The sequence below is a fragment of the Ensifer sp. LC11 genome (assembly GCF_001695835.1).
In the GTDB taxonomy this organism is placed as follows: Bacteria; Pseudomonadota; Alphaproteobacteria; order Rhizobiales; family Rhizobiaceae; genus Ensifer.
This window is the reverse complement of the sequence record NZ_MBSO01000015.1, coordinates 67,150-89,874: the sequence shown is the minus strand read 5'-3', so window position 1 is coordinate 89,874 and position 22,725 is coordinate 67,150. Positions and strand designations below refer to the sequence as shown.

The following is a 22,725-nucleotide window of genomic DNA, read 5'->3' as shown; positions in this document are numbered from 1 at the left end:
CCTATTCGGCCGCCATCATGAGGCTTTCGAGCGCGATGAAGAGGGCGCCATCATCGTTGCGCAGCGCGATCGTCTTCACCGCCCCCTCATCCGCGCCAAGCGCCTTGCCGGTCTCCAGCGATATCACCCAGTTGTGCAGCGGGCAGGTGACGGCTTTGGCATGGACGATGCCCTGCGACAGCGGCCCGCCCTTGTGTGGGCAATGGTCCTCGATGGCAAAGACCTCGTTTTCCGCCGTACGGAACACAGCGATCTTGCCTTGGGGGGTTTTGACACAACGCGCACCGCGCAGTGGAATGTCGGCGATGTTTCCAATGGCGAACCAGTTCATGGCCGACCTCCTATTCCGCTGCTTCGGGATAACCGACGGTCGCCATCGGTCTGAATTCATGCTTGTCCTTGCCGGAGACACGCTCCGACCAGGGATCGACCTGTGCGAATTTCTGGGAGAACACGAAGCGGTCGTAGTAGGCCTTGCGCTTGTCCACATCTTCCATGATCTGGCGGCGGATTTCCTCAAGACCGATGCGTTTTGCCCATTTGTAGATGCGTTCGAGATAGCGCGCCTGTTCGCGGTACATCTGCGTCAGCGCCACGATATGCTCCAGCGCCTCATCCTCGGTTTTCACCAGACCGAGAACCTCCGTTCCCTTGATGTCGAGGCCCGCCGCGCCGGCGAAATGGATCTCGAAACCGCTGTCGACGCAGATGACGCCAATGTCCTTGCAGGTCGCCTCCGCGCAGTTTCGCGGACAGCCGGAGACCGCCATTTTCAGTTTGGCCGGCGTCCAGGAGCCCCACATGAACTTTTCGATGCGGATGCCGAGGCCGGTGGAGTCCTGCGTGCCGAAACGGCACCAGTCCGAGCCGACACAGGTTTTCACCGTGCGCAGGCCCTTGGCATAGGCCTGGCCCGAGATGAAACCGGCCTTGCCGAGATCGGCCCAGACCGCAGGCAGGTCCTCCTTCTCGATGCCGAGCAGGTCGATGCGCTGACCGCCCGTCACCTTGACCAGGGGTATCTCGAACTTGTCGACAACGTCGGCGATCGCCCGCAGCTCCCCGGAATTGGTGACCCCGCCCCACATGCGCGGCACCACCGAATAGGTGCCGTCCTTCTGGATGTTGGCGTGAACGCGCTCGTTGATGAAGCGCGACTGGTAGTCGTCGGCATATTCATCGGGGAAGTCGCAAACGAGGTAATAGTTCAGCGCCGGGCGGCATTTGGCGCAGCCGCAGGAGGTCTTCCATTCAAGCTCCTGCATGACGGCCGGAATGGTCTTCAGCCCCTTGGCCTTGATCAGGCGGCGCACGTCGTCGTGACCAAGGTCGGTGCAGCCGCACATCGGCTGGACGGCGGCCGGACTGTAGCCCTCGCCGAGCGTCAGCGTCATCAACTGCTCGACGAGGCCGGTACACGAGCCGCAGGACGCGGACGCCTTGGTGTGAGCGCGCACGTCGTCGAGTGACGTCAGGCCCTTGTCGGCAATCGCCGAAACGATCTTGCCCTTGCAGACGCCGTTGCAGCCGCAGATTTCCGCATCATCCGGCAAGGCTGCAACGGCCGCCATAGGGTCCAGCGGAGCACCTCCCTGGTAACCCTGGCCGAAGATCAGGGTCTGGCGCATGTCGGAGATGTCGGTCTCCTTCTTCTTGAGGTCGTTGAACCAGGCGCCATCCGCGGTCTCGCCGTAGAGCACCGTGCCGATGATGCGGTTGCCCTTCAGCACCAGCCGCTTGTAGACGCCGGCTGCGGCATCGCGCAGCACGATCTCTTCGCGGTCGTCGCCATCGGCAAAGTCGCCAAGCGAGAAAAGCTCGATGCCCGTGACCTTGAGTTTGGTCGGCGTGTCGGAATGGACGAAGGTGGCGGAGCGTTCGCCGGCAAGATGGGAGGCTGCAACACGGGCCATCTCGTAGAGTGGTGCGACGAGGCCATAGACCATACCGTCCACTTCCGCGCATTCGCCAAGCGCCCAGATGCGGCCGTCCGAGGTCTGCATACCATTGTCGACGACGATGCCGCGGTTGACGGCAAGGCCAGCCTCCTTGGCGAGCCCGACACTCGGCCGGATACCGACAGCCATGACGACTAGCGTCGCCGGGATGACGCGGCCGTCATCGAGCTCGATGCCCTCGACCTTGCCATTGCCGACAATCGCCTTGGTGTTTGCCTTGCAGATGATCTTGATGCCGCGCCCTTCCAGCTCCTTCTGCAGGAGATAACCCGCGGCCGGATCGAGCTGGCGGTCCATCAGCGTCGGCATCACGTGAAGAACCGTGACATCCATGCCGCGGCCGGCAAGGCCGGCAGCGGCCTCGAGGCCCAGCAGACCACCGCCGATGACGACAGCTTTCTCGCGCGACTGGGCGGCGAGCAGCATCGCCTGCACGTCGTCGAGGTCGCGATAGGTGATGACGCCGCGCATGTCGTGGCCCGGCACGGGCAGGATGAAGGGCACGGAGCCGGTGGCGATCACCAGCCTGTCATAGCTCTCGGTGACGCCATGGTCGGACGTCACGGTCCTTTGGTCACGGTCGATCGAAACGATGCGGTGGCCCTTGTAGAGCGTGATGCCGTGTTTGATGTACCAGCCATCACCATGAATGATGATCTCTTCGTAGTCCTTCTCGCCGGAGAGCACCGGCGAGAGCATGATGCGGTCGTAGTTGACGCGTGGCTCGGCATTGAAAATGGTCACCTCGTAGCGGCCAGGGGCCTTTTCGAGGAGGTGCTCCAGCATGCGCCCGGGCGCCATGCCATTGCCGATGATGACGAGTTTTTCAGTCATGGTCTGTCCTTGTATGTTCAGGCAGCAGCAGCCGTCGGCAGGGAGAGCGCGCGGCGCTCCATCTGGCGGATCGAGAGGTGCATCCAGACGAGCGACACGGCGACGACGGCGAAGAGAAGCAGGAAGCAGCTCGACCAGAGACCGGTTGCATCCTTGAGCAGGCCGAAGGCGATCGGCAGGACGAAGCCGCCAAGCCCGCCGACCATGCCGACGATGCCGCCGACCGCCCCGACGCTGTCGGGATAGTAGGCCGGGATGTGCTTGTAGACGGCTGCCTTGCCGAGGCTCATGACGAAGCCGAGCACGAAGACCGTGACGATGAAGACAACCGGCGTGATGCCGAATGCGCCCGCCTCGCCCCCTGCCGGCAGCGAGAGAATGAGCGTTGCAACTGCCGAGACGCCGAGCATCCAGTACATGACGCTGCGGGCGCCCTTTCGGTCCGAAAGCATGCCGCCAAAGGCGCGGAAGATGCTGCCGGGGATAGAATAGGCGGCCGCGATCATGCCTGCTGCGGCGATATCGAAGCCATAGACGCCGACGAGATAGCGCGGCAGCCAGAGCGAAAGAGCGACGAAGCCACCGAAAGCGAAGAAGTAGTAGAGCGAGAAACGCCAGACCTGAGCGTTCTTCAGGGGCGCGAATTCCTGGAGGAGGCTACGCTGCGGCACCTGGCGCTCGCGGCGGCTGCGGAAAGCCGGATCATCGCTGGTCGTGAACCAGAAGACGAGCGCTGTGACAACAAGCGCGGCGGCCCAGATCTCAGCGACAGCCTGCCAACCCCAGGCCAACAGAACGAAGGGCGCGAGGAACTTCGTCACCGCCGCGCCGACATTGCCGGCACCAAAGATACCCAGTGCCGTGCCCTGCTTTTCCGGCGGGAAGAACGGCGAGATATAGGCGACACCAACTGCAAAGGACCCGCCGGCGAGACCCACGCCAAGTCCGGCAAGCAGCATCTGCGGATAGGTCGTCGCATAGGTGAGCAGAAAGGTCGCAAGTGCTGCGGCCAGCATGGTGAGCGTGTAAACGAGACGCCCGCCGTAGCGGCCCGTCCACACGCCCAGCAGGATGCGCACCAGCGAACCGGTGAGAATCGGTGTGCCGACCAGGAGGCCGAACTGCGCCTCGCTCAAGCCGAGGTCCTGCTTGATGCGGATGCCGATGATCGCAAAGATCGTCCAGACGGCGAAACAGATGGTGAAGGCGAAGGTCGACATCCACAACGCGGTGGCGGGTTCGCTGGCGGATAGAGGCTGCTTGTTCTCAGACATGACTTCTCCGAGGCCCGACAAGGTCGTGCCGCTCCATCTTGGGGTTGAAAAACAAAAAGCCGCTGGCCAGGCGCGCGCGACACGGTGGGTCCGTACGTGCAGAAACCTGATCAGCGGCTTTGCTGGTGAGGCGCCCGTCGTTGGACACCGATCTCATGGCCCGAGGGCCTGAAAACTAAAAAGCAATCGCCGTGCCAGTTTCCGCAAGCGATTGATTTGAAAGAAAAAGATAGATCATCACGCCTTGAAGCGACCTGGGTCGGCCTTCGCCCTGTGCAGTGCAAAAGCTATTTTTTGTGCACCGCGCATAAATTAGGCGCTCGGCAATTACCCTGATGATTGGGATGCAATATAGGCGTCCACGTCGTCAGGATCGAAGCGCCCGCCGTCGAAGAAACCATCCGGCCCCAGCGTCAGCGCACCCGACGAGCCGACTGGCGTTTCAACAGTCAACGCGCCCTCAACCTTGGCGCTTGCCGATGGCATGGCGATGCCGAGTTGCTTCAACGCGGCCCGGTAGATGTCCGGCCGATAGGTTTCCGCAGCGATCCGCTGCCGGTCGGCCGTGTGCTCGATCTGCCGCCAGCGCACCATCTGGGTGTAGAACCACAAAGCATGGCTCTTCCAGGGGAAAGTCGCGGCTTTGGCGTTCGGGACGAAAAAGTCCCGGACGGCCCGCATTTCTCCGCCGCCGACCGGCAGGGTGCCGTTGAGGGCGGGAAGAAGCAGTTCGGCGTCGCGCCCCACATAGGCAGGCTTTGCCAGAAGTGCTGCAAGCGCCTCGTGGTTTTCCGGCCGGGCGCACCAGAGCGATGCCTGATGAAGCGCGACGAGCAGGGCGGCCATCGCCTCCGGATTGGCCTCTCCCCAGCGCGCATTGACGCCAAGCACTTTTTCCGGACTCGACCGCCAGATTGCGGCCTTAACGGTCGCGAGGTGGCCGCCGCGACGAAGCACGCCGAAGGTGTTCCAGGGCTCCCCCGCGCAATAGCCGTCGATCACGCCCTCTGCAAGCGCATCGCCCATGTCCGGCGGCGGCAGGACGACGATCTCGATGTCGCGGTCCGGATCGATGCCACTGGCCGCCAGCCAGTAGCGCAGCTCGTAGTTGTGTCCCGAATAGGGGTGGACGACGCCGAAGCGCAGCGGCGCACCCGACCGCAACTCGATAGCCTTGCGCAACGCTCCGCCGTTGGCGCGCGCATCAAGCCCCGCCGTCGCTCCGTTGTCCGCCATCATCTGCCACAGCGCCGGAGACACAGTGACAGCATTGCCACCGAGCCCCAGCGCCATCGGCACGATCATGTCGGGCGCCGGCACGTTGAGCCCGAGGTTGCAGGCGATCGGCATGGGACCGAGAATATGCGCGACATCGACGTGGCGAACGGCAAGCCGGTCGCGGATGCTCGCCCAGGAGCGCTCGCGCAAGAGCGTAAGATCGATCGCCTGTTCTTCGGCAAAGCCCATTTCGCGGGCGACCACAAGCAACGCGCTGTCGAGCAGCGGCACAAAACCGGCGGTGATGGCATGGCGCGTCGTCATTGCTTCCCTCCGGGATCGAGCAGGCTCGCCGCCGTGATCAGGCTTTGGGCAATTTCGACGATCTTGCGGTTCTGGTTCATCGCCGTGCGCCGCAGCAGCGCATAGGCCTCGTCTTCGGAAAGGCCGCGGGAGCGCATCAGCAGCCCCTTGGCGCGATCGATCACCTTGCGGCTTTCCAGTTCGCCGCGCGTCTCTTCCAGCTCGCGGCTGAGCCGGGAGAAAGCGTTGAAACGGCTGATCGCCATCTTCAGGATCGGGCGCACCCGCTCCTGTTTCAGCCCGTCGACGATATAGGCAGAGACCCCCGCCTCTACCGCCGCCTCGATCGAGGCCTCGTCGGACTTGTCGACGAACATGGCAATGGGGCGCTTAACCGCACGCGACAGCTGGAACATGCTCTCCAGCATGTCCCGGTTCGGGTTTTCGAGGTCGATGACGATGACGTCGGGATTGAGATCGGCGATGCGCCGCGCGAGGCCATGCATGTTGTCGATGACGGTCAGCTGGTCAAAACCCGCGTCGCGCAGCCCCTCTTCGATGATGGCGGCACGGATGCGATTCTCGTCAATGACCAGTACGTTCAATCCGCTCGGCTTCATCTCGCGACCGCCATGAGACAGCGCAACTCTATTGCCGCGCCCTCATTTTCGCAATGCAGCATGTCGCATCCGAAATCAAGCGCAAGTCGCGAGGTTCGTTGCGGGGCGCCGTCTGCCGGCATCGTCCTGAATGGAGGAAACCTGTGTGCCGCGCCGTTCAGAGAGCAAACACTTTCGCCCGCCGCAGCGTCACGAAACCGATATCGCCGGATTTCACGGCGCATTCCGGTTCCACGTCCAGTTCCAGATGCGTACCGCTCTGGGTGGTCGCGATCACGCGGCGACCGTCCGGCCGGTCCATGACCCGGCTGACATTGGCCGCGATCCCGGGGCCCCCCGGCGTCCAGTCGAGATCGACCGGACGGGCGTAGAGTTCGGCTTTGCCATCTGCCATGCCTGAGGCTTCGATGACGGCACCGTCGGCATAGGCCATGCCGTCGCGCACCTCGGCTGCGAGCATGTTGGCATCGCCGAGGAACTTCATGACGAAGGCCGACTGGGGGTCGCGGCAGACCGCCTCCGGCGTTCCCTGCTGGACGATGTGGCCGTCCTTCAGGATCACGACCCGGTCGGCGAGATCCAGAGCCTCTTCCTGGTCATGGGTGACGAACAGCGTCGTGATGCCGAGCTGGGTATGGATCTCGCGCAGCCAGCGGCGAAGCTCGCGTCTGACATTGGCGTCGAGCGCACCGAAAGGCTCGTCAAGCAACAGCACCTTCGGGTCAACCGCAAGGGCACGGGCAAGGGCGACGCGCTGGCGTTGCCCGCCGGAGATCTGCGCCGGGAAACGGTCACCAAGCCCTTCGAGGCGGACCAGGTGGAGGAGCTGGTCGACCCGCGCATCAATGGCCGCCTTCTCGCGCTTGACCTTCGAGACTTCCATGCCGAAGGCGATGTTTTGTGCCACGGTCATATGCGGGAAAAGCGCGTAATGCTGGAACACGAAGCCGACGCCGCGATCGCGCACCGGTATGTCGGTCGCGTCCTGGTCGCCGAAGTAGATGTGGCCGCCATCGGCGAATTCGAGGCCCGCAACCATGCGCAATATGGTCGTCTTGCCGGAGCCGGACGGTCCGAGCAGTGCGACGAGTTCGCCGCTTTCGATTTCCAGCGAAACGTCCTTGACGGCACGGAAGGTTTGGAAAGTCTTGACGACGTGGTCAAGGCGGATCTTCATGATGCATTCTCCGCGGGATTGGCGGCCTGGCGGACACGGCCCGCGCCTTGGCGCTCGAGCGCCACCTTGGCGATGATGGTGAAGACGGCGATCAGCGCCAGGATGGACGCCGACGCGAAGGCGCCTGCCGCCTGGTAATCGTGGTAGAGCAGTTCGATATGGAGCGGCAGCGTGTTGGTCTGGCCACGGATATTGCCCGACACGACCGATACGGCACCAAACTCGCCCATGACCCGCGCATTGCAGAGGACGACGCCATAAAGCAGCGCCCATTTGATGTTTGGCAGCGTCACCGAGAAGAAGGTGCGCCAGCCGGAGGCCCCGAGTGAGGCCGCGGCCTCTTCAAGATCCCGCCCCTGAGCCTGCATGAGCGGAATGAGCTCACGGGCAACGAAAGGCGCGGTGACGAACATCGAGGCAAGCACGATGCCGGGAATGGCGAAGAGGATCTTGATGCCATAGGCATCAAGCGTCGGGCCGAACAGGCCCTGAAGGCCGTAGACGAAGAGATAGGCGACGCCCGCAACGATCGGCGACACCGAGAACGGGATCTCGATCACGACCAGCAGGAAGGCCTTGCCGCGGAAGTCGAACTTGGTGATGGCCCAGGCGGCGGCAACGCCAAAGGCGGTATTGACCGGCACCGCGATCAGCGCCGCGAGCACGGTTAGCATGATCGCGTGCCGCGTGTCCGGGTGCAGGATCGTGTCGCGATAGACCTGCCAGCCCTTGGCGAAGGCTTCGACGCCAATGATCAACAGAGGCGCGAGGATCAGGAACGCGCCGACAATGAGGACGGCGCCGATAAGCGCACGGCGGAAGAAGGGCCCGTCGCCGACGCGTGGCGGCGTGCGTCCCGTTCGAAAAGCGCGCATCGTCAGTTCCTCACCGTGTAGCGCAGCGCTCGCGCCTGCAGCCAATTCGTGACCGCGAGCATGAGGAAGGCCGCGAGCAACAGGACGGACGCGATCGCGGCCGCTGCCTGATAATCGTATTCCTCCAGCCGGATAAAGATCAGCAATGCGGTAATTTCCGTCGACATCGGCTGGTTGCCGGCGATGAAGATGATCGCGCCGAACTCGCCAAGGGAACGGGCGAAGGAGAGCGACACGCCGGCGAGGAGCGCCGGTGTGAGGAGCGGCAGAATGACCTTGCGGAAAATCGCCCCGTCTGAACCGCCAAGTGACTGAGCCGCCTCTTCCAGAGCCGGGTCGAGATCCTCCAGCACCGGCTGCACCGTGCGCACGATGAAGGGCAGCGAGGTGAAGCACATGGCGATCATAATGCCGAGCGGGGTATAGGCGACCTTGATGCCCACATCGCTCAGAATGGACCCGAACACACCGTTCGACGTGAAGAGTGCGGTCAGCGCAATACCGGCGACCGCCGTCGGCAGGGCGAATGGCAGGTCGACCATGGCGTCAACGATGCGCCGCCCCGGAAACCGGTAGCGCACCAGCACCCAGGCAAGCGCCAGGCCGAAAACGAGATTGAAGAGGGTCGCCCCAAGAGCAGCCAGCACGGTAACGCGGTAGCTTGCGAGCGCCCGCGGCGACGAGACGATCTGCCAGTAATCCCCAAGGCCGAGGCTCGCGGCCTTGAACACGAGTGCTGCCAACGGCAGGACGACGATCAGGCTCACATAAAGCAGCGTCACACCCAGCGACAGGCGTAATCCGGGCAGGACATTGCGTCTCACGCGGTCATTTCCTTTGCACGGTAAAACCCGGCAGACAATTCGTCTGCCGGGTTGGAGGAAAGCGAAACCTAAGGGCGATTAGCGGCTGCCGTAGAGCTTGTCCAGAACGCCGCCGGAAGCGAAGTGCTCAGCCTGGATCTTGCTCCATCCGCCAAAAACGTCGTCAACGTTGACGAGGCGGATTGCAGGGAACTGATCCTTGAAGTCGCCGGCTACCTTCTCGTTGCGGACGCGGTGACCGAACTCAGCCGCGATGCGCTGACCTTCCTCGGTGTAGAGGAAATCGAGATAGGTCTTGGCGAGCGCTTCCGTGCCATGCTTCGCAGCAACCTTGTCGACCACCGCCACAGGGAACTCGGCAAGCAGGCTGACCGAGGGAATGACGCTCTCGACCTTGTCGGCGCCGTACTGCTTGACGATGCTGCGGGTCTCGGCTTCGAAGGTGATCAGAACGTCGCCAGTCTCGCGTTCGACGAAGGTCGTCGTTGAGGCGCGGCCGCCGGTGTCGAAGACCGGCACATTGTCGAAGATCTTGGTGATAAAGGCCTCGATCTTCGCCTCGTCGCCTTCATAGGCCTCCTTGGCCCAGGCATAAGCGGCAAGATAGGTATAGCGCGCATTGCCCGACGTTTTCGGATTGGGGAAGACCGCATGAACATCGTCGCGGGCGAGATCGCTCCAGTCCTTGATGTTTTTTGGGTTGCCGGTGCGCACCAGGAAGGACGGGAACGAATAGAACGGCGAGGCATTGTTCGGGAAAGCCTTCGCCCAATCCTTGGCGACAAAGCCGTTCTTGGCGAGGAACTCAATATCGGTGGTCTGGTTGAAGGTCACGACGTCGGCCTCGAGGCCTTCGAGGATCGAGCGAGCCTGCTTGGAGGTGCCGGCATGCGATTGGTCAATCGTCACACCCGGATGCTGCTTGATGAACGCCTCGTTCTCAGCAACGAAAAGCTCTCGCGACACGTCGTAGGAGGCGTTGAGAAGCTTCGTTGGCTCCTGTGCCAGCGCGGGCGTGATGAAGTGCGCGGCAAGGGTGGCGCCGAGAATGAGGAGGCGTTTCATGCGGTTCTCCGGAGTTGATGCTCCCTCAGAACCTATCGGCGTGCGCGTGGGAGCGCGAGGGACCGCAGACCCTGGTTGTGCGAAGCCTTAGAAATTTCCTCTCGTTTCCGCCAAATTTCGCGGAGTTTTTGCCTCATCTTTCCCAAGGCAACCAACAACTTACAGCCACAAATTTCGAAGCGATCAGGGACCGTCCGGTCCCTGCATCCATTGCGGGATGTCCCGTTTGGCATGCAGCAGGCGCCACACGTCGATATAGTCGGCCTGCGGACGATAGAAAACGAGGTAGGGGTACTTCTTCAACCCGACGCTTCGCACGTCAGGCAGTCCCAGTTCGTACGCATACCGCAACGATCCGGATACCGGATGGCTGCCAATCAGGTCGTAAGCTGCCTGAAGAGCGTCGATAAAGCCGAGAGCGACATCTGGCCCCGCCTCGCTTGCGTAATAATCGACAGCCGATTCAACATCGCTCAGAGCCAATGCATGCAGATTGATCGGCTTGCCGTTCACTTGCTCTGCTGGCCACGAACCCGGTCACGCAAGCTGGCGAAGTAGTCAGCGTCGGCAGGCGCGGCCTGCGCGGAGGAAGCACCGTCGAGCAACAGCCGGCGCAGGGTGAGCCTGTCCTGATCCCGACGGATCAACTCCCGGATGTACTCGCTGCTCGTCCCATAACCTCGCCCGGCGACCTGCTCATCGACAAAGCTTTTCAGATAGTCCGGGAGGGAGATATTCATGGTGCTCATGGAACCGAGAATAGCGTCGATGGCAAAAATTGGCAAGAATGACAACTTTGAACAGCCGTAGCCGATTGCCCCCATGGCAGGAAAGTCCTTCGCGCAGCATCAATCTGACATTCGGGGGACTAGATACGTCCTCAATGCTTTGACTACATAGGCGGCAAGGCAGGGTTGGCGATTCGATGACGATATTCTTCAAGGCAGCAATTTCCGATGACATCGCATTCGCGTTGATCGAGCGGTGCTTTTCCGATCCGGACGACTACGACGGCTATCTCGACATCTTTGCCGACCACACCGAAAAGACGGTCTCTTGGAGCAAGGGCCGGTCGGTCGACGAGTTCAAGGACCAGATAACCGAAGCACTGCGCTCGGCCTGGGAGACCTCGCCCTTCTGGCAGGTCTATGAACGGCGCGAAGACCGGGACGACGCCGGTACCAATGAAATTCGCAGAGCCGCAATCAACCTGACCCGCACCTATGGCGGCGTGATCGTCATCACGCTCAGCCTGCTTGGAAGGCGCAGCGGCGCAAATGACCTCGAACTGGTGTTCGTCTGCTTCCAGGAAGATGCCCAACGCCGGAATTTTCGCGTGCGTTATGACGGAAAGTTCATCCCGGCCTTGAGCGCTTGAGAAGCCTCAACCAATGAAGAGGGCTCGCGGAGACGAGATCGAACATGACGATCGAGCATGACACCGAGGAAATCTTCGCGCTTATCGTTGCGAGCTTCCGCCAGGTGACCGGTAGAAACCTGGTTGGCCATCCGGTCGACAGCCGATGGCTCTACGAGTCCGCGCCCTTTGCCCTGCTCGCCCACGATCGATCCGAGGACCCTTGCTTCATCTATGCGAACAAGACCGCCCAGGCCTGCTTCGGCTATGATTGGGGGGAATTTGTCGGCATGCCGTCGCGCCTGTCTGCCGAGGCTCCGGATCGCGAGGAAAGGCAGCGTCTCTTGGACAGCGTCTCGGCCAAGGGCTTCATTGACAATTATCGCGGCCTGCGGATTGCGAAATCCGGCCGTCGGTTTTGGATTGAAGACGCTGTCGTCTGGCAGCTCGTGCGCTCCGACGGCGAGCATGTCGGCCAGGCCGCCATGTTCCGCACGTGGAGAGACCAGTAACCGCGCTTGCTCCGTGTTGCGTTCGATCGGCTCAGGGGAGAGCCCGTTGCAGACCCCAAGCGTGAGGAACCGGCCGCGCCCGTCTGGCATGGTTCCGGTCGCTCTGAGGTCACAGGAGCATCGGCCGCGCGATAAAAGGCACTTTGCGGCCACATGCGAACGTCACAACCCGAGCGGTTGTTGAGCCAGCCATTCACGCATGATGGCGGCGAGACGCTGCGGGGCTTCCATCGGGACCATATGTCCCGTGTTTTCGATAATTTCGAAGCTCGAGCCGACAAGTGCCCGGTGAAGCTCGATAGCCTCCTCACGAGACCTCAGTTGGTCCTGCTCTCCCGCGATGACCAGGCTTGGACACCCGATCATTCCCAGATCATCCCGTTCGTCGCGTCGATCGATGAGGGATTGCCGGCGAAAGACGTCGCCTCCCAATCGCTGCCCTGCCGCCTGGATGCGTGCAATGATGTCGGCGCGATCCGAATTGTCAGGATGCAGCGACGACGCCACGGCCAACCTGCTGAGCCCCTTGAAGGCTGCGCTGCCCGTCTGTCCCGCTATTGCGGCCTTGCGCTGACGCTGCACGTCGCTATCGCCGCGGGCAGACGTCGCGATGAGGACGAGGGCAGCAACCCGATCGGCGGCTTGCCGTGCGATCTCCCGAGCGACGTAGCCGCCCATGGAAAAGCCGACCAGAACAAACTTGGACGGCGCATCTGCCAGCGCGCGGTGGGCCATGGCCGTGATCGTGTCGTCCTGCGAGAGATCCGCGTATGTGGCCGGGCCGTATTCGGTCAGTGCCGGCACCACATCACGCCAAAGATCGGCGTCGAGCATGAAGCCCGGAACCAGGAGCATTGCCATGTTTCGCTACCTCTGCATGGACCCTATCGAAGGGGCCAAGTCGTCAAGATGCAACGACAGAGACATCGAAACCAGCATTTTGCGTTCGCTCCAATTGTCCGCTGGTCTGGACACCGCAAGCACCGGTCTGGCTATTCGCCCAGTCCCCGCACAGCACGGTCGACTTGCTCGCTTGTCGAAAGCGCCACGTCGACGACCACGCCGTCCTCATCCGGGCCAAGCGGCTCGAGGGCTGCAAGTTGGGATTCGAGAAGCGAGGCGGGGAAGAAGTGCCCGGCGCGATGTGAAAGCCGGTCGGCGAGGACCGCGCGGTCGCCGTGAACATGCACGAAGCGTACGCGAGGTGCTCCCGTGCGCAGGATGTCGCGATAGGCGCGTTTCAGGGCTGAACAGCCGACCACCGAGGGCCGGCCAGCCGCCTCGTCCTTGGCTATTTCTGCCGCGAGTGTCCTCAGCCATGGGGCGCGGTCGTTGTCATCGAGCGGAATACCGGCGGACATCTTGGCCACGTTCTGTGGCGGATGGAACGCGTCACCCTCGATAAAGCGCCAACCGAGCCTTTCGGCAAGCGCCTCCCCGACAGTCGTCTTCCCGCTGCCGGAAACGCCCATGACCACGATATGCTGCAGGCTGCTGCTCATAGTATCCACCATCCGACGAGCGCGAATGCGAAGCCAATCACACCGAGCAGGGTTTCCATCACCGTCCAGGTCTTGAGCGTAGTCCGTTCATCCATGTCGAGGAAGCGGCCGACGAGCCAGAACCCGGAATCGTTCACATGGCTCAACACCGTCGCGCCGCACGCGATGGCAATGACGAGGAAGCAGAGATCGAAAGAGCTCAGCCCCGTGGTCGCAGCCACGGTGGGCGCAAGCAGGCCCGCCGTCGTCGTCAGCGCAACGGTCGCCGAGCCTTGCGCGACGCGCAACGCCGTCGAGATGAGGAACGCGGCGACGATCAGCGGCATGCCGATCGCCTCGAGGCTGCCGGCAAGGGCCTGACCGATGCCACTTGCACGCAGCACGCCGCCGAACATGCCGCCGGCACCGGTGACAAGGATGATGCCGCAGATCGGGCCCAGCGCCCCGTCCATCAGCTTTTCCATGTCCTTGAGCGTGCGCTTTCCGCTCAGAACCCACATGCCGACGAGAACGGTAATGAGCAGGGCGACGGGTGTCTGTCCGGCCATGCGCAGGATGTTCACCCACACAGCGCTTCCGTCTATTGCCTTGGCGGCCACAAGCGTTGCGAGCCCGGTGTTGAGGAAGATCAATACGAGCGGCAAGAGCAACACGAGCATGACAGTGCCGAATGACGGCGTTTTCTGGTCATGGATCGCTTCACTGGGGGACCCGAGAAGCGCGGGAACCGGAAGCTCGAAGCGCTTGCCTGCCCACAGACCGAAGATATAGCTGCCCAGATACCAGGTGGGCAGTGCGAGGACGAGGCCGACCAGCACGAGAAGACCGATGTCTGCGCCCAAAAGTTCGCTCGCGGCGACCGGGCCCGGATGCGGCGGCAGGAAGGCGTGCATGACCGCGAAAGCGCCTGCCGAGGGCAGCGCATAGAGCAACACCGAGCCGCCGAAGCGTTTTGCGACGCTGAAAATGATCGGCAGCATGACGACGAGACCGGCATCGAAGAAGATCGGGAAACCGAAAAGCAGCGAGGCGACGCCGAGTGCCAGAGGGGCGCGATCATGACCGAACTGCCCGATCAGCCGGTCGGCGAGCACCTGCGCACCGCCGGAGACCTCCAGCATCCGCCCGATCATCGCGCCAAAGCCAACGAGTAGCGCCACGGAGGCGAGCGTCGAGCCGAAGCCCTGCAGCAGCGTCGGCACGACATCCTGAAAAGGGATACCGGTAACCAGTGCCGTGAGCAGGCTGACCAACACCAGCGCCACGAAGGCATGCAGGCGCAATCGCAGGATGAGCAGAAGGAGCAGCCCCACGGCAGCCGCCGCGATCAACAGGAGCGTCACTGTCCCGTAAACTGGTTCGGTCGAAGTCATGAATCCCCTTTCGCAGAAATCGCGTCAAACGCCATATAGTCTATGGCCTTTGCCGGCAACCCAACCAAAATAGGGAGTGGAGACAAGGCGATAAGCGCTCGTTTAAGGGCTCACGCTGCTCGGGATAGAGGCAACGACGTGACTATGCGGACCTCGGTCCTTGAACGCCGACGGTGACGAAAACGACGCTTGCACCAAAGCGATTACGGCCCAAAGCGCCAAGGAGCGTTGGCCGGCCGCATACGAGGGGCTGAACATACAATAGGGCTTCCGCGCGATCGGCCGCGCCAGAACAAGAGGCGTGGACGCCCTGCGTCCGTGCGTTACTTCCCGTGGCGCGCCTTCGCACGTCGGGCAAATCCGATCTTGATCGCGACCAGGACGGGCGCTGCGAACACGAACAGAAGGGCGACGGCGTAAAACGCCGTGTCGAAGGCGATCACGATGGACTGACTGGTGACTGCGCGGCCGAGAAGCGCCATCGCTGCCCGGCTGGCGGACACGGCATCCATCCCCCTTGCCGAAAGCATGGCTGTCGTATTGGTCAGCCGTTCGATAACGGCCGCCCCTCCCCCATTGATGTTGGCGCCGAGGACCGCGACATTCGCGACGACGTTATGGTCGATGAGGGTCTGCAGCCCGGCAACGCCGATGAGACCACCGAGTTGGCGGCCGGTGTTGAAGAGGCCGATACCCGATGCGAGGTTTCGGCGGTTGAGGTCGCTGAACGCAATCAGCGTGATCGACAGAAACAGGAAGCCAAGGCCAAGGCCGCGCAACAGGATTGCGGTCATCATGTCATCCGCGCCGCTTTCGCTGGTCGACCCGGACAGCATCCACATCGCCACCATGATCAGGAGGATGCCGAAGGGCACCGTCGCGAATGGCGGCACACGGCGGACCTGCATGAGAAAGGCAGCAAGGAGCAAGGCCCCGACGAAGAGCGCGCCGCTCGGCAAAAGAAGCTGGCCCGCATCTGTGGGCGTGAAGGCAAGGACCGACACGGCAAACGAGGGTATCAAAAACGCGCTTCCAAACAGCGCAGCACCGGCAACGAAACTGACGATGAAGGCGAAGGAAAAATCCTCCGATTTGAACAGGGTGAAATCGAGAAGGCCATTGCCCTTGCGCAGCACCTGTTGCCCCAGAAACATCAGCAGGGACGCAACACCCGCCACGCAGAGCCACAGGATGCGCGGCTCTTCGGACCAGTCCCAGCGGCTACCCTGGCTGAGGACATAGGTGAAAGAGAAAAGCGATACAGAGATGAGGGAAAAGCCGACCCAGTCAAACGGCCGCGGCTGCGTCATGGCGGGTGTCGGATCATCGACCACCAGCAGAAGCCCTGCGGCTGCCAAGGACAGGATGACATTGCAATAGAAGATCCACGTCCAGGATTGAGTATCCAGCAACCACCCCTGAAGCGCCGGGGCCAGTGTCGCAGGTGCCACCACGGCCCCCATCGCAAACAGCGCCTGAAGGATGGGCTGGTGGGCTTTCGGATAGACAAAAAAGAGGATGGCCTGGCCTGCGACCAGAAGGATGCCGCCAGCGAGACCTTGCGTCACTCTCAGCGCGATCAACAGGTCCAACCGCGCGGTGAAAACCGCAAGACCGCATGCAAGCCCCATGACGAGCGTTGCGGCGGCGATGAGGCTGAGCGGCCGGACACGGTGGAGCATCGAAGGGGCGACCAGGAAGCCGATGAGCTTGAACGCGGTGTAGCCGATATCGAGCCAGGCGAATTCGTCGGGAGTGGCATGGATATCGCCGATGATATCGCCGCGTCCGAGTGAAAGGACGGTGCTGGCGATCGCTTCCGTCAGCGCCGCCAGCACGATGCCGATGACAAGCAGCGCGCCTGCCGTCGACATTTCGCGGCTCGCCGTCGTGGCTACGTGCGTGGTCATGACCCGCTCCCGAGATCGACGTCGACCCGCGCGGACAGACCCGGAACGAGACGTCCCGGCAACGGGTTGCTTAAAAACCGTATCTTGACCGGCACCCGCTGGACGACACGAACGAAGTTGCCGGTTGCATTGTCCGACGGGAGAAGGCTGAAGGCTGAACCGCTGCCCGGGGCAAAGCTGTCGACTGTGCCTTCAAGCGCCTGATCCGGATACCCATCGATGACGATGCGGACGCGCTGACCTGTCCGAATATGTTCGAGTTGCGTTTCCTTGAAGTTGGCGACAACCCACACATCGTCAACCGGAACGATATCGAGCAGGGACGTGCCCGGCGCGACGAACCGGCCGACACGAACCTGACGGTTACCGATCACGCCGCCGACGGGAGCGCGAACGATCGTGCTTTCAAGATCGATCTGAGAAAGATCGCGCGCGGCCTCCGCCTGCGCCACGGCAGCGACCGCGGCTTCACGCTGGGCCGCAAGCACGGCGATCTTCTGCCGTTGTGCCTCTATTGTCGCGGACGCCGCAGACACACTTGCCTCGGTTCTCGATCGCGCCGCATCGCTTTCATCGACATGGGCCTGGCTGATGGTGTTGCTGCGGATGAGTTCGCGGCGACGCTCGTACGCCTTGGCCGCCAGATTCATCTCGGCGACGGCCGATCGCTTCTGAGCCTCGGCCTGCCGAATGAAGGCGTGCTGGAGTTCTGTCTCGGCATCGACGTTGACGAGCCGAGCCTTTGCGGCTTCGACATTGGCGGCCGCTTGCGCAAGGCGCGCGCGGTAGTCCCGGTCGTCGATCCGGAAAAGCACCTCTCCCGCTCGAACACTCTGGTTGTCCCGGACTTCGACAGCCGTGACATAGCCCGCAACCTTCGGCGCGAGCGATGTCACGTCGCCGCGGACATAGGCGTTGTCAGTCGACGCATCGCCGCCCGAACGAGCCCAGGCCCAGCCGCCTGCGACAGCCACCACAGCACTGAGGCACAGCAACATGCCAAGCATCTTCCTCTTGCTGGAGCGCTTCCCGGCGGTGCCGACTGCGACGCTTCCTGTGGCGATGGCAACCTTGTCCTCGAACGTATCCATTGTCTCAGTTCCTGTTGGATGGCTACGAAGGCGCCGCGCGGTGAAGCTCATCCGCGGCGCCCTCGCCGATAGCGTGGCCGATTCCGTTTTGGCGGGATTGAAGGCATCAGCGATGCAGGCGCGACGGCTTGCCGATGATTGCTTCGTCAGTGCCCGGCTTGCTGACGAACCCAGTCGTCGAACCGGATCGCGCCAAGCCGCGGGTTCTTGCCGGGGGTCAGCGACTGGTCGTCAAGGACGGCGCCGAAGTAGCGTGCGTGAACATCCGGCACCACCTTGCGCTCGTCCTTTGTCGCCCCCAGGAAGCGTCTCACCACCTCGTCGAGGGGAATGGCATCGGGACCGGCGACTTCGACCGTGCCGTTGACCGGCGGTGCGAGGGCGATATCGGCGAGTGCTGCGGCCACATCGTCGGAGGCGATCGGCTGGAACAGCGCGGGAGACAGGCGGATCTCCTTCCCGACGGTTGCCGACTGGGCAATGCCGCCGACGAACTCAAAGAACTGTGTGGCGCGCAGGATGGTATAGGGAATGCCAGACGCCTTGATGAGGTTCTCCTGCGCGACCTTCGCCCGGAAGTAGCCGTTACCGGGCAACCGTTCGCTACCAACGATCGAAAGAGCGACGTGGTGGCGCACGCCGGCGGCGGCTTCCGCTGCCAGCAGATTGCGCCCCGATGCCTCGAAGAAGTCGAGAACAGCCTTGTCGTCCCAATCCGGCGCGTTGGCGACGTCGACGACGACCTCGGTTCGATCCATCGCTGCGGCAAGGCCTTCACGCGTGATCGTGTTGACGCCGGTGCTTGGTGCGGCCGCAAACGCGTCATGGCCGCGCTCGCGCAGGTTCTTCACAAGTTTCGATCCGATAAGGCCAGTGCCTCCGATGATGACGATCTTCATGGCTTCACTCTGCTTTTTCTCGGCTGCACCATTGCCGCCGATCTGCGGTGAGAGTGCCTGCATGCTTCGGGCAAGTCCTTGCGCCCACCTTGAATTACCCTTGAGAAAAGCTTGATTGTCCGTCCAAGCGATTGCCCGCTCGGCAAGGGATGCTCTAATCACGCGTTGCCGTGCTATCTATCGACGGATCGCAATCGCCGGCCAGGAGCGTCGCGCCAGGAGAGCAGAGGTGCAGTTCAAGTTCGCAGACTATCTGCTCGATCCGGAGCGCCGGGAATTGACCCTGCGCGGGCAGGTCGTTGCCATCGGCCCGCAGGTCTTCGACCTGTTGCTCTATCTCATAGAGAATCGCGACAGGGTCGTCGGCAAGGACGATCTGCTGCAGGCGGTCTGGGGTGGTCGGATCGTATCGGAATCGACGATCACCAGCCACATCAACGCCGTCCGCAAGGCAATCGGCGACAGCGGCGAAGAACAGCACCTGCTGCGAACCATCGCCCGCAAGGGCTTCCGCTTCATCGGCGAGGTGAACCCCGTCGATGTCGAAAACGGGGTTATCTCTGAAGCGCCGAGCAGCAGCGTCCGCAGTTCCGGCAAGACAAGCGTGGTGCCGCCTGCGCTCCCCCTGCCCGACAAACCCTCCATCACCGTTTTGCCCTTCCAGAATCTGAGTGGCGATCCGGAGCAGGACTATTTTACGGATGGCGTGGTGGAGGACATCATCACCGCGCTGTCACGGATCCGCTGGCTATTCGTCATCGCGCGCAACTCGAGCTTCACCTACAAGGACCGCACAGTGGAAGCGACCGACGTGGGGCGGGAACTTGGCGTGCGCTATGTTCTGGAAGGCAGCGTGCGCAAGTCCGGAAGCAAGGTGCGCATCACCGGTCAGCTCGTCGACGCCACGACCGGCGCGCACCTGTGGGCGGAGCGCTTTGAAGGCACGTTCGACGACATTTTCGAGCTGCAGGACAATATGGCAGAAAGCGTCGTCGACGCGATCGCGCCGCAACTCGAACGGGTCGAGATCGAGCGCGCCAAGCACAAGCCGACCGATAGCCTCGACGCTTACGACTACTATCTTCGCGGCATGGCAAAACTGCACAGCGGGACCCGGGAAGCGCTCGAGGCAGCGCTGCCATTGTTCTACAAGGCGATCGCGCTCGACGATGAGTTTGCGTCCGCCTATGCCGGCGCCGCCTGGTGCTTTTTCTGGAAGAAGCTCAACGGGTGGATGATCGACCGCACGGCAGAGATCGCCGAGGGAACACGACTGGCGCGGCTCGCGGTGGAGCTTGGCCGGGATGACGCCGTGGCGCTGACGAGAGGCGGCCACGCACTCGGTCATCTCGCCGACGACCTCGATGGTGGCATTGCGCTGATCGACAGGGCACGGCTGCTCAACCCGAACTTCGCGCTCGCCTGGTTCCTGGGGGGCGTGCTGCGTGTCTTCCGTGGCGAAGCCGAGAATGCGATCAGGGATCTCACCCATGCCGTTCGCCTGAGCCCGCTCGATCCGGAAGTGTTCCGGATGCAAACGGGAACCGCACTCGCGCATTTCTTCTCCGGCAACTATGACGAAGCGGTAACCTGGGCGGAGAAGGCACTCGCAAACCTGCCCAGCCTGCTGGTGGCGGTCGCGCTCGTTGCGGCGAGCCATGCGCTTGCGGCCCGTCCGGAAGAGGCCCGTCGGTGCATGCAGCGTCTGCGCACGCTGGATCCGTCGCTGCGCGTTTCAAATCTCAGAGACTGGCTGCCGATCCACCGACCTGACGACTTCGCCCGGTTTGCGAACGGATTGCGTCAAGCAGGTTTACCGGAGTGACGGCAACAAGCCTCTCTGGCCCAGGGCGTATTGTTGAGCTGGCGTTCTAGGAACGCATGGGCCTGAAGCCTGCCCTGATCTCTTCGGTGAAAAGTTCGGGCTCCTCCCAGGCGGCGAAGTGCCCGCCCTTGGAGACCTGATGATAATAGACGAGCTGCGGATAGGCCTTTGACAGCCACTTCCTGGGTGGTCTGTAAACCTCGCCCGGAAACACGGTAACGGCGACAGGAACCTTGGCCGCCGAGAGCTTCGCCCCGGCCTTGAGGTTTTCCCAATAGATGCGTCCGCTCGAAGGCCCGGTGTTTGTCAGCCAGTACAATGTGATGTTGTCCAGAATGTCGTCCCTGCTCAACGCCTGTTCCGGAGCACCCCGAGTGAACACCCAATCCGCGATCTTGTCGTAAAGCCAGGCCGCCAGCCCCACCGGAGAATCCGCAAGCCCGTAGCCGACAGTCTCCGGTCTGGTGCTGAGGATCGACGCGTAGCCGAAACCGTTGTTCAGGAAGTCGCGGGCCTCATCGAAGACCTTCTTCTCGTCGGCGGACATGTTGTCGGGAGCCGGGCCTCCATTCTTCAACGCTTGCGCAGCGTCTGGCGGAAGCGTCGTGCTGCGCTCGATCCGGTTCACATGGATGCCGACCAGACCCGCCGGAGCCTGCCGCGCCAGAGTGTCGCTGATGATCGCACCCCAGTCGCCACCTTGCGAGACATAGCGGTCGTAGCCGAGCCGTTTCATCAAGGCGGCCCAGGCCATGGCGATGCGCTGCGCGTCCCAACCCGTCGAGGTGGGCTTTTGCGAGAAACCGAAGCCGGGAATGGATGGGATGACGAGATGGAACGCGTCTTCGGCCTTGCCGCCGTAAGCAGTCGGGTCGGTCAGCGGATCGATCACGTCCAGCAGCTCAAAGATCGAACCGGGCCAGCCATGGGTCATGATCAGGGGAAGTGCGGTCTCATGGGGGGAGCGCAGGTGGATGAAATGAATGTCAAGGCCGTCGATGGTGGTCAAAAACTGAGGAAAGGTGTTGAGCTTTCGTTCGGCCCTGCGCCAATCATAGACGGACTGCCAATAGGCAACGAGGTCTTTCATCGTCTCCTGCTCGACACCCTGGGAGCGGTCACTCACGGTTGCGCTGTCCGGCCAGCGCGTTGCCGCAAGGCGGCGTCGCAGATCGGCGAGGGCCTCCGCAGGCACGTCGACCTTGAACGGCCGGATGTTATCGATGCTCTTCGGCATGCCAAGGTTGTCGGCTGCGATGGAGGCCACGGGCAGCCCCGCGGCCGCAACGCCGATCGCCGCGCTACCCAACAGAAACGAACGCCGCGACACCTCAAATTTCCCAGCTTTGCTCTCCCGGTCCATATGAGGACCCTCCTTCCTGAATGCTCCGAATGCTCACCGAACGGATCCCGCCGCCGGTTTGCGGCGCGGGGGCATGCCATCCAAGGCATACCCCGCCTGCTGCGCGGGTATCAGTCCGCGTCGGGACCAGTACGGTAGACGAGAAACTTGTTGCCTTCGGGATCGCGGAAATAGGCACAGTATGGGTCGCCGCCGTTCGGACCCCTCGGACCGGGTGCACCTTCATCCGAACCGCCTGCTTCCAAGGCCGTCGCATGGGCGAGATCGACCTGGGTGCGGGAGCGCGCCTCGAAGGCGATCATTGATCCGTTGCCGGCAATGGCGGCCTCGCCATTGAACGGTTTTGTAACACCGAACTCGAGAGTGCGATGCCCGTAATAGATAGCGCGACCGGGCTGGACGAGCACACGGCCGATGCCGAAGACGGCAAGCAGCTTGTCGTAGTAGGCGGCGGCGGCATCCAGATCGTTCGTGCCGATGGTCGAGTGGCCGGGGAGCGCCCTGATTTTCTCTGAAGCAGCATTGGTGTCGTTCATTTCATCTTCCTTTTCGTGGAGAGCGAGTTTCGTCGGCTCGCGGTTTGACGGGATGGCCGACGATCCGCGAAGGACCGGAATCTAGGAACGGCACCAGGGGGCTGGTACCGAGTGAAATTGAGAGCCACCCTCTCGCTTTGACGCTGGGCCCAATCGAAACGGCTGCAAGAAGGCCTGTGCGGCTCCATGCGAACGTCGATGTAATGGTC

At 62.5% G+C, this 22,725-nt stretch carries 22 protein-coding genes; 3 read left to right on the top strand and 19 right to left on the bottom strand.

Annotated elements, in window-relative coordinates:
- Position 1 precedes the first annotated feature (1 nt).
- The 11 genes from nirD to BBX50_RS12950 form a co-directional block, all read right to left on the bottom strand.
- The gene (gene nirD, locus BBX50_RS13000) at positions 2–331 is read right to left on the bottom strand and encodes a nitrite reductase small subunit NirD (protein WP_065775744.1); all 330 of its coding nucleotides are present in this window, start codon (positions 329–331) and stop codon (positions 2–4) included.
- 10 nt (positions 332–341) lie between these two features.
- Entirely contained in the window at positions 342–2,792 is a 2,451-nt protein-coding gene (gene nirB, locus BBX50_RS12995) for a nitrite reductase large subunit NirB (protein WP_065775743.1), read from the bottom strand.
- A gap of 17 nt (positions 2,793–2,809) precedes the next feature.
- The gene (locus BBX50_RS12990; protein ID WP_065775742.1) at positions 2,810–4,066 is read right to left on the bottom strand and encodes a nitrate/nitrite transporter; all 1,257 of its coding nucleotides are present in this window, start codon (positions 4,064–4,066) and stop codon (positions 2,810–2,812) included.
- 327 nt (positions 4,067–4,393) lie between these two features.
- On the bottom strand, positions 4,394–5,608 hold the full coding sequence (locus BBX50_RS12985) for a CmpA/NrtA family ABC transporter substrate-binding protein (RefSeq protein ID WP_065775741.1): 1,215 nt from the start codon (positions 5,606–5,608) through the stop codon (positions 4,394–4,396).
- Positions 5,605–6,207: an ANTAR domain-containing response regulator gene (locus BBX50_RS12980; protein WP_065775740.1), complete on the bottom strand. Its 603-nt coding sequence runs from the start codon at positions 6,205–6,207 to the stop codon at positions 5,605–5,607. The genes BBX50_RS12985 and BBX50_RS12980 overlap by 4 nt, the downstream gene beginning before the upstream one ends.
- A gap of 157 nt (positions 6,208–6,364) precedes the next feature.
- Positions 6,365–7,384, bottom strand: a complete 1,020-nt coding sequence (locus BBX50_RS12975) for a sulfate/molybdate ABC transporter ATP-binding protein (protein WP_065775739.1) — start codon at positions 7,382–7,384, stop codon at positions 6,365–6,367.
- Complete coding sequence (cysW, locus tag BBX50_RS12970) at positions 7,381–8,259, bottom strand: sulfate ABC transporter permease subunit CysW (RefSeq protein WP_065775738.1); 879 nt, start codon at positions 8,257–8,259, stop codon at positions 7,381–7,383. The genes BBX50_RS12975 and cysW overlap by 4 nt, the downstream gene beginning before the upstream one ends.
- A gap of 2 nt (positions 8,260–8,261) precedes the next feature.
- Positions 8,262–9,083, bottom strand: coding sequence for a sulfate ABC transporter permease subunit CysT (cysT, locus tag BBX50_RS12965; protein ID WP_065775737.1), 822 nt, complete (start codon positions 9,081–9,083; stop codon positions 8,262–8,264).
- Positions 9,084–9,161: 78 nt separating this feature from the next.
- The gene (gene cysP, locus BBX50_RS12960; RefSeq protein WP_065775736.1) at positions 9,162–10,148 is read right to left on the bottom strand and encodes a thiosulfate ABC transporter substrate-binding protein CysP; all 987 of its coding nucleotides are present in this window, start codon (positions 10,146–10,148) and stop codon (positions 9,162–9,164) included.
- A gap of 183 nt (positions 10,149–10,331) precedes the next feature.
- Positions 10,332–10,661, bottom strand: coding sequence for a type II toxin-antitoxin system RelE/ParE family toxin (locus tag BBX50_RS12955; RefSeq protein WP_065775735.1), 330 nt, complete (start codon positions 10,659–10,661; stop codon positions 10,332–10,334).
- The gene (locus tag BBX50_RS12950; protein ID WP_065775769.1) at positions 10,658–10,897 is read right to left on the bottom strand and encodes a type II toxin-antitoxin system ParD family antitoxin; all 240 of its coding nucleotides are present in this window, start codon (positions 10,895–10,897) and stop codon (positions 10,658–10,660) included. Before BBX50_RS12950 ends, BBX50_RS12955 begins: the two co-directional genes overlap by 4 nt.
- Positions 10,898–11,073: 176 nt before the next feature.
- Here BBX50_RS12950 and BBX50_RS12945 point away from each other — a divergent pair, with 176 nt between their 5' ends.
- A complete protein-coding gene (locus BBX50_RS12945; RefSeq protein WP_065775734.1) occupies positions 11,074–11,526 on the top strand; it encodes a hypothetical protein in 453 nt (150 codons plus the stop codon).
- Positions 11,527–11,570: 44 nt separating this feature from the next.
- Positions 11,571–12,017 (top strand): MEKHLA domain-containing protein, encoded by a 447-nt coding sequence (locus BBX50_RS12940; RefSeq protein WP_065775733.1) that lies wholly within the window; start codon positions 11,571–11,573, stop codon positions 12,015–12,017.
- 162 nt (positions 12,018–12,179) lie between these two features.
- Here the strand turns inward: BBX50_RS12940 and BBX50_RS12935 are convergent, their stop codons facing one another.
- The 6 genes from BBX50_RS12935 to BBX50_RS12910 all read right to left on the bottom strand — a co-directional run bounded on the left by BBX50_RS12935 (position 12,180) and on the right by BBX50_RS12910 (position 18,792).
- Positions 12,180–12,878, bottom strand: coding sequence for an alpha/beta hydrolase (locus BBX50_RS12935; RefSeq protein WP_065775732.1), 699 nt, complete (start codon positions 12,876–12,878; stop codon positions 12,180–12,182).
- Between the two features lie 131 nt (positions 12,879–13,009).
- A complete protein-coding gene (locus tag BBX50_RS12930) occupies positions 13,010–13,519 on the bottom strand; it encodes a gluconokinase (RefSeq protein WP_065775731.1) in 510 nt (169 codons plus the stop codon).
- The gene (locus BBX50_RS12925; RefSeq protein ID WP_065775730.1) at positions 13,516–14,892 is read right to left on the bottom strand and encodes a GntP family permease; all 1,377 of its coding nucleotides are present in this window, start codon (positions 14,890–14,892) and stop codon (positions 13,516–13,518) included. The genes BBX50_RS12930 and BBX50_RS12925 overlap by 4 nt, the downstream gene beginning before the upstream one ends.
- Before the next feature lie 323 nt (positions 14,893–15,215).
- The gene (locus BBX50_RS12920) at positions 15,216–16,802 is read right to left on the bottom strand and encodes an MFS transporter (protein WP_065775729.1); all 1,587 of its coding nucleotides are present in this window, start codon (positions 16,800–16,802) and stop codon (positions 15,216–15,218) included.
- The gene (locus BBX50_RS12915) at positions 16,799–17,893 is read right to left on the bottom strand and encodes an HlyD family secretion protein (RefSeq protein WP_065775728.1); all 1,095 of its coding nucleotides are present in this window, start codon (positions 17,891–17,893) and stop codon (positions 16,799–16,801) included. Before BBX50_RS12915 ends, BBX50_RS12920 begins: the two co-directional genes overlap by 4 nt.
- 146 nt (positions 17,894–18,039) lie before the next feature.
- Complete coding sequence (locus BBX50_RS12910; RefSeq protein WP_065775768.1) at positions 18,040–18,792, bottom strand: SDR family oxidoreductase; 753 nt, start codon at positions 18,790–18,792, stop codon at positions 18,040–18,042.
- A gap of 229 nt (positions 18,793–19,021) precedes the next feature.
- Between BBX50_RS12910 and BBX50_RS12905 the strand changes: the two genes are divergently transcribed.
- Positions 19,022–20,617 (top strand): winged helix-turn-helix domain-containing tetratricopeptide repeat protein, encoded by a 1,596-nt coding sequence (locus BBX50_RS12905; RefSeq protein ID WP_065775727.1) that lies wholly within the window; start codon positions 19,022–19,024, stop codon positions 20,615–20,617.
- A gap of 46 nt (positions 20,618–20,663) precedes the next feature.
- Here BBX50_RS12905 and BBX50_RS12900 read toward each other — a convergent pair whose 3' ends face one another.
- Both BBX50_RS12900 and BBX50_RS12895 read right to left on the bottom strand, forming a co-directional pair.
- Complete coding sequence (locus tag BBX50_RS12900; RefSeq protein WP_065775726.1) at positions 20,664–21,980, bottom strand: epoxide hydrolase family protein; 1,317 nt, start codon at positions 21,978–21,980, stop codon at positions 20,664–20,666.
- 110 nt (positions 21,981–22,090) lie between these two features.
- A complete protein-coding gene (locus BBX50_RS12895; RefSeq protein ID WP_065775725.1) occupies positions 22,091–22,516 on the bottom strand; it encodes a VOC family protein in 426 nt (141 codons plus the stop codon).
- Positions 22,517–22,725 lie beyond the last annotated feature (209 nt).

Coding starts and splice junctions, on each gene's coding strand:
- BBX50_RS12940 (WP_065775733.1), top strand. CDS start 11,571: ATGACGATCGAGCATGACACCGAGGAAATCTTCGCGCTTATCGTTGCG.
- BBX50_RS12925 (WP_065775730.1), bottom strand. CDS start 14,892: ATGACTTCGACCGAACCAGTTTACGGGACAGTGACGCTCCTGTTGATC.
- BBX50_RS12915 (WP_065775728.1), bottom strand. CDS start 17,893: ATGGATACGTTCGAGGACAAGGTTGCCATCGCCACAGGAAGCGTCGCA.
- nirD (WP_065775744.1), bottom strand. CDS start 331: ATGAACTGGTTCGCCATTGGAAACATCGCCGACATTCCACTGCGCGGT.
- BBX50_RS12985 (WP_065775741.1), bottom strand. CDS start 5,608: ATGACGACGCGCCATGCCATCACCGCCGGTTTTGTGCCGCTGCTCGAC.
- BBX50_RS12980 (WP_065775740.1), bottom strand. CDS start 6,207: ATGAAGCCGAGCGGATTGAACGTACTGGTCATTGACGAGAATCGCATC.
- BBX50_RS12920 (WP_065775729.1), bottom strand. CDS start 16,802: ATGACCACGCACGTAGCCACGACGGCGAGCCGCGAAATGTCGACGGCA.
- BBX50_RS12930 (WP_065775731.1), bottom strand. CDS start 13,519: ATGAGCAGCAGCCTGCAGCATATCGTGGTCATGGGCGTTTCCGGCAGC.
- BBX50_RS12990 (WP_065775742.1), bottom strand. CDS start 4,066: ATGTCTGAGAACAAGCAGCCTCTATCCGCCAGCGAACCCGCCACCGCG.
- cysW (WP_065775738.1), bottom strand. CDS start 8,259: ATGCGCGCTTTTCGAACGGGACGCACGCCGCCACGCGTCGGCGACGGG.
- nirB (WP_065775743.1), bottom strand. CDS start 2,792: ATGACTGAAAAACTCGTCATCATCGGCAATGGCATGGCGCCCGGGCGC.
- BBX50_RS12935 (WP_065775732.1), bottom strand. CDS start 12,878: ATGGCAATGCTCCTGGTTCCGGGCTTCATGCTCGACGCCGATCTTTGG.
- BBX50_RS12900 (WP_065775726.1), bottom strand. CDS start 21,980: ATGGACCGGGAGAGCAAAGCTGGGAAATTTGAGGTGTCGCGGCGTTCG.
- BBX50_RS12975 (WP_065775739.1), bottom strand. CDS start 7,384: ATGAAGATCCGCCTTGACCACGTCGTCAAGACTTTCCAAACCTTCCGT.
- BBX50_RS12950 (WP_065775769.1), bottom strand. CDS start 10,897: ATGAGCACCATGAATATCTCCCTCCCGGACTATCTGAAAAGCTTTGTC.
- cysP (WP_065775736.1), bottom strand. CDS start 10,148: ATGAAACGCCTCCTCATTCTCGGCGCCACCCTTGCCGCGCACTTCATC.
- BBX50_RS12945 (WP_065775734.1), top strand. CDS start 11,074: ATGACGATATTCTTCAAGGCAGCAATTTCCGATGACATCGCATTCGCG.
- BBX50_RS12895 (WP_065775725.1), bottom strand. CDS start 22,516: ATGAACGACACCAATGCTGCTTCAGAGAAAATCAGGGCGCTCCCCGGC.
- BBX50_RS12910 (WP_065775768.1), bottom strand. CDS start 18,792: ATGAAGATCGTCATCATCGGAGGCACTGGCCTTATCGGATCGAAACTT.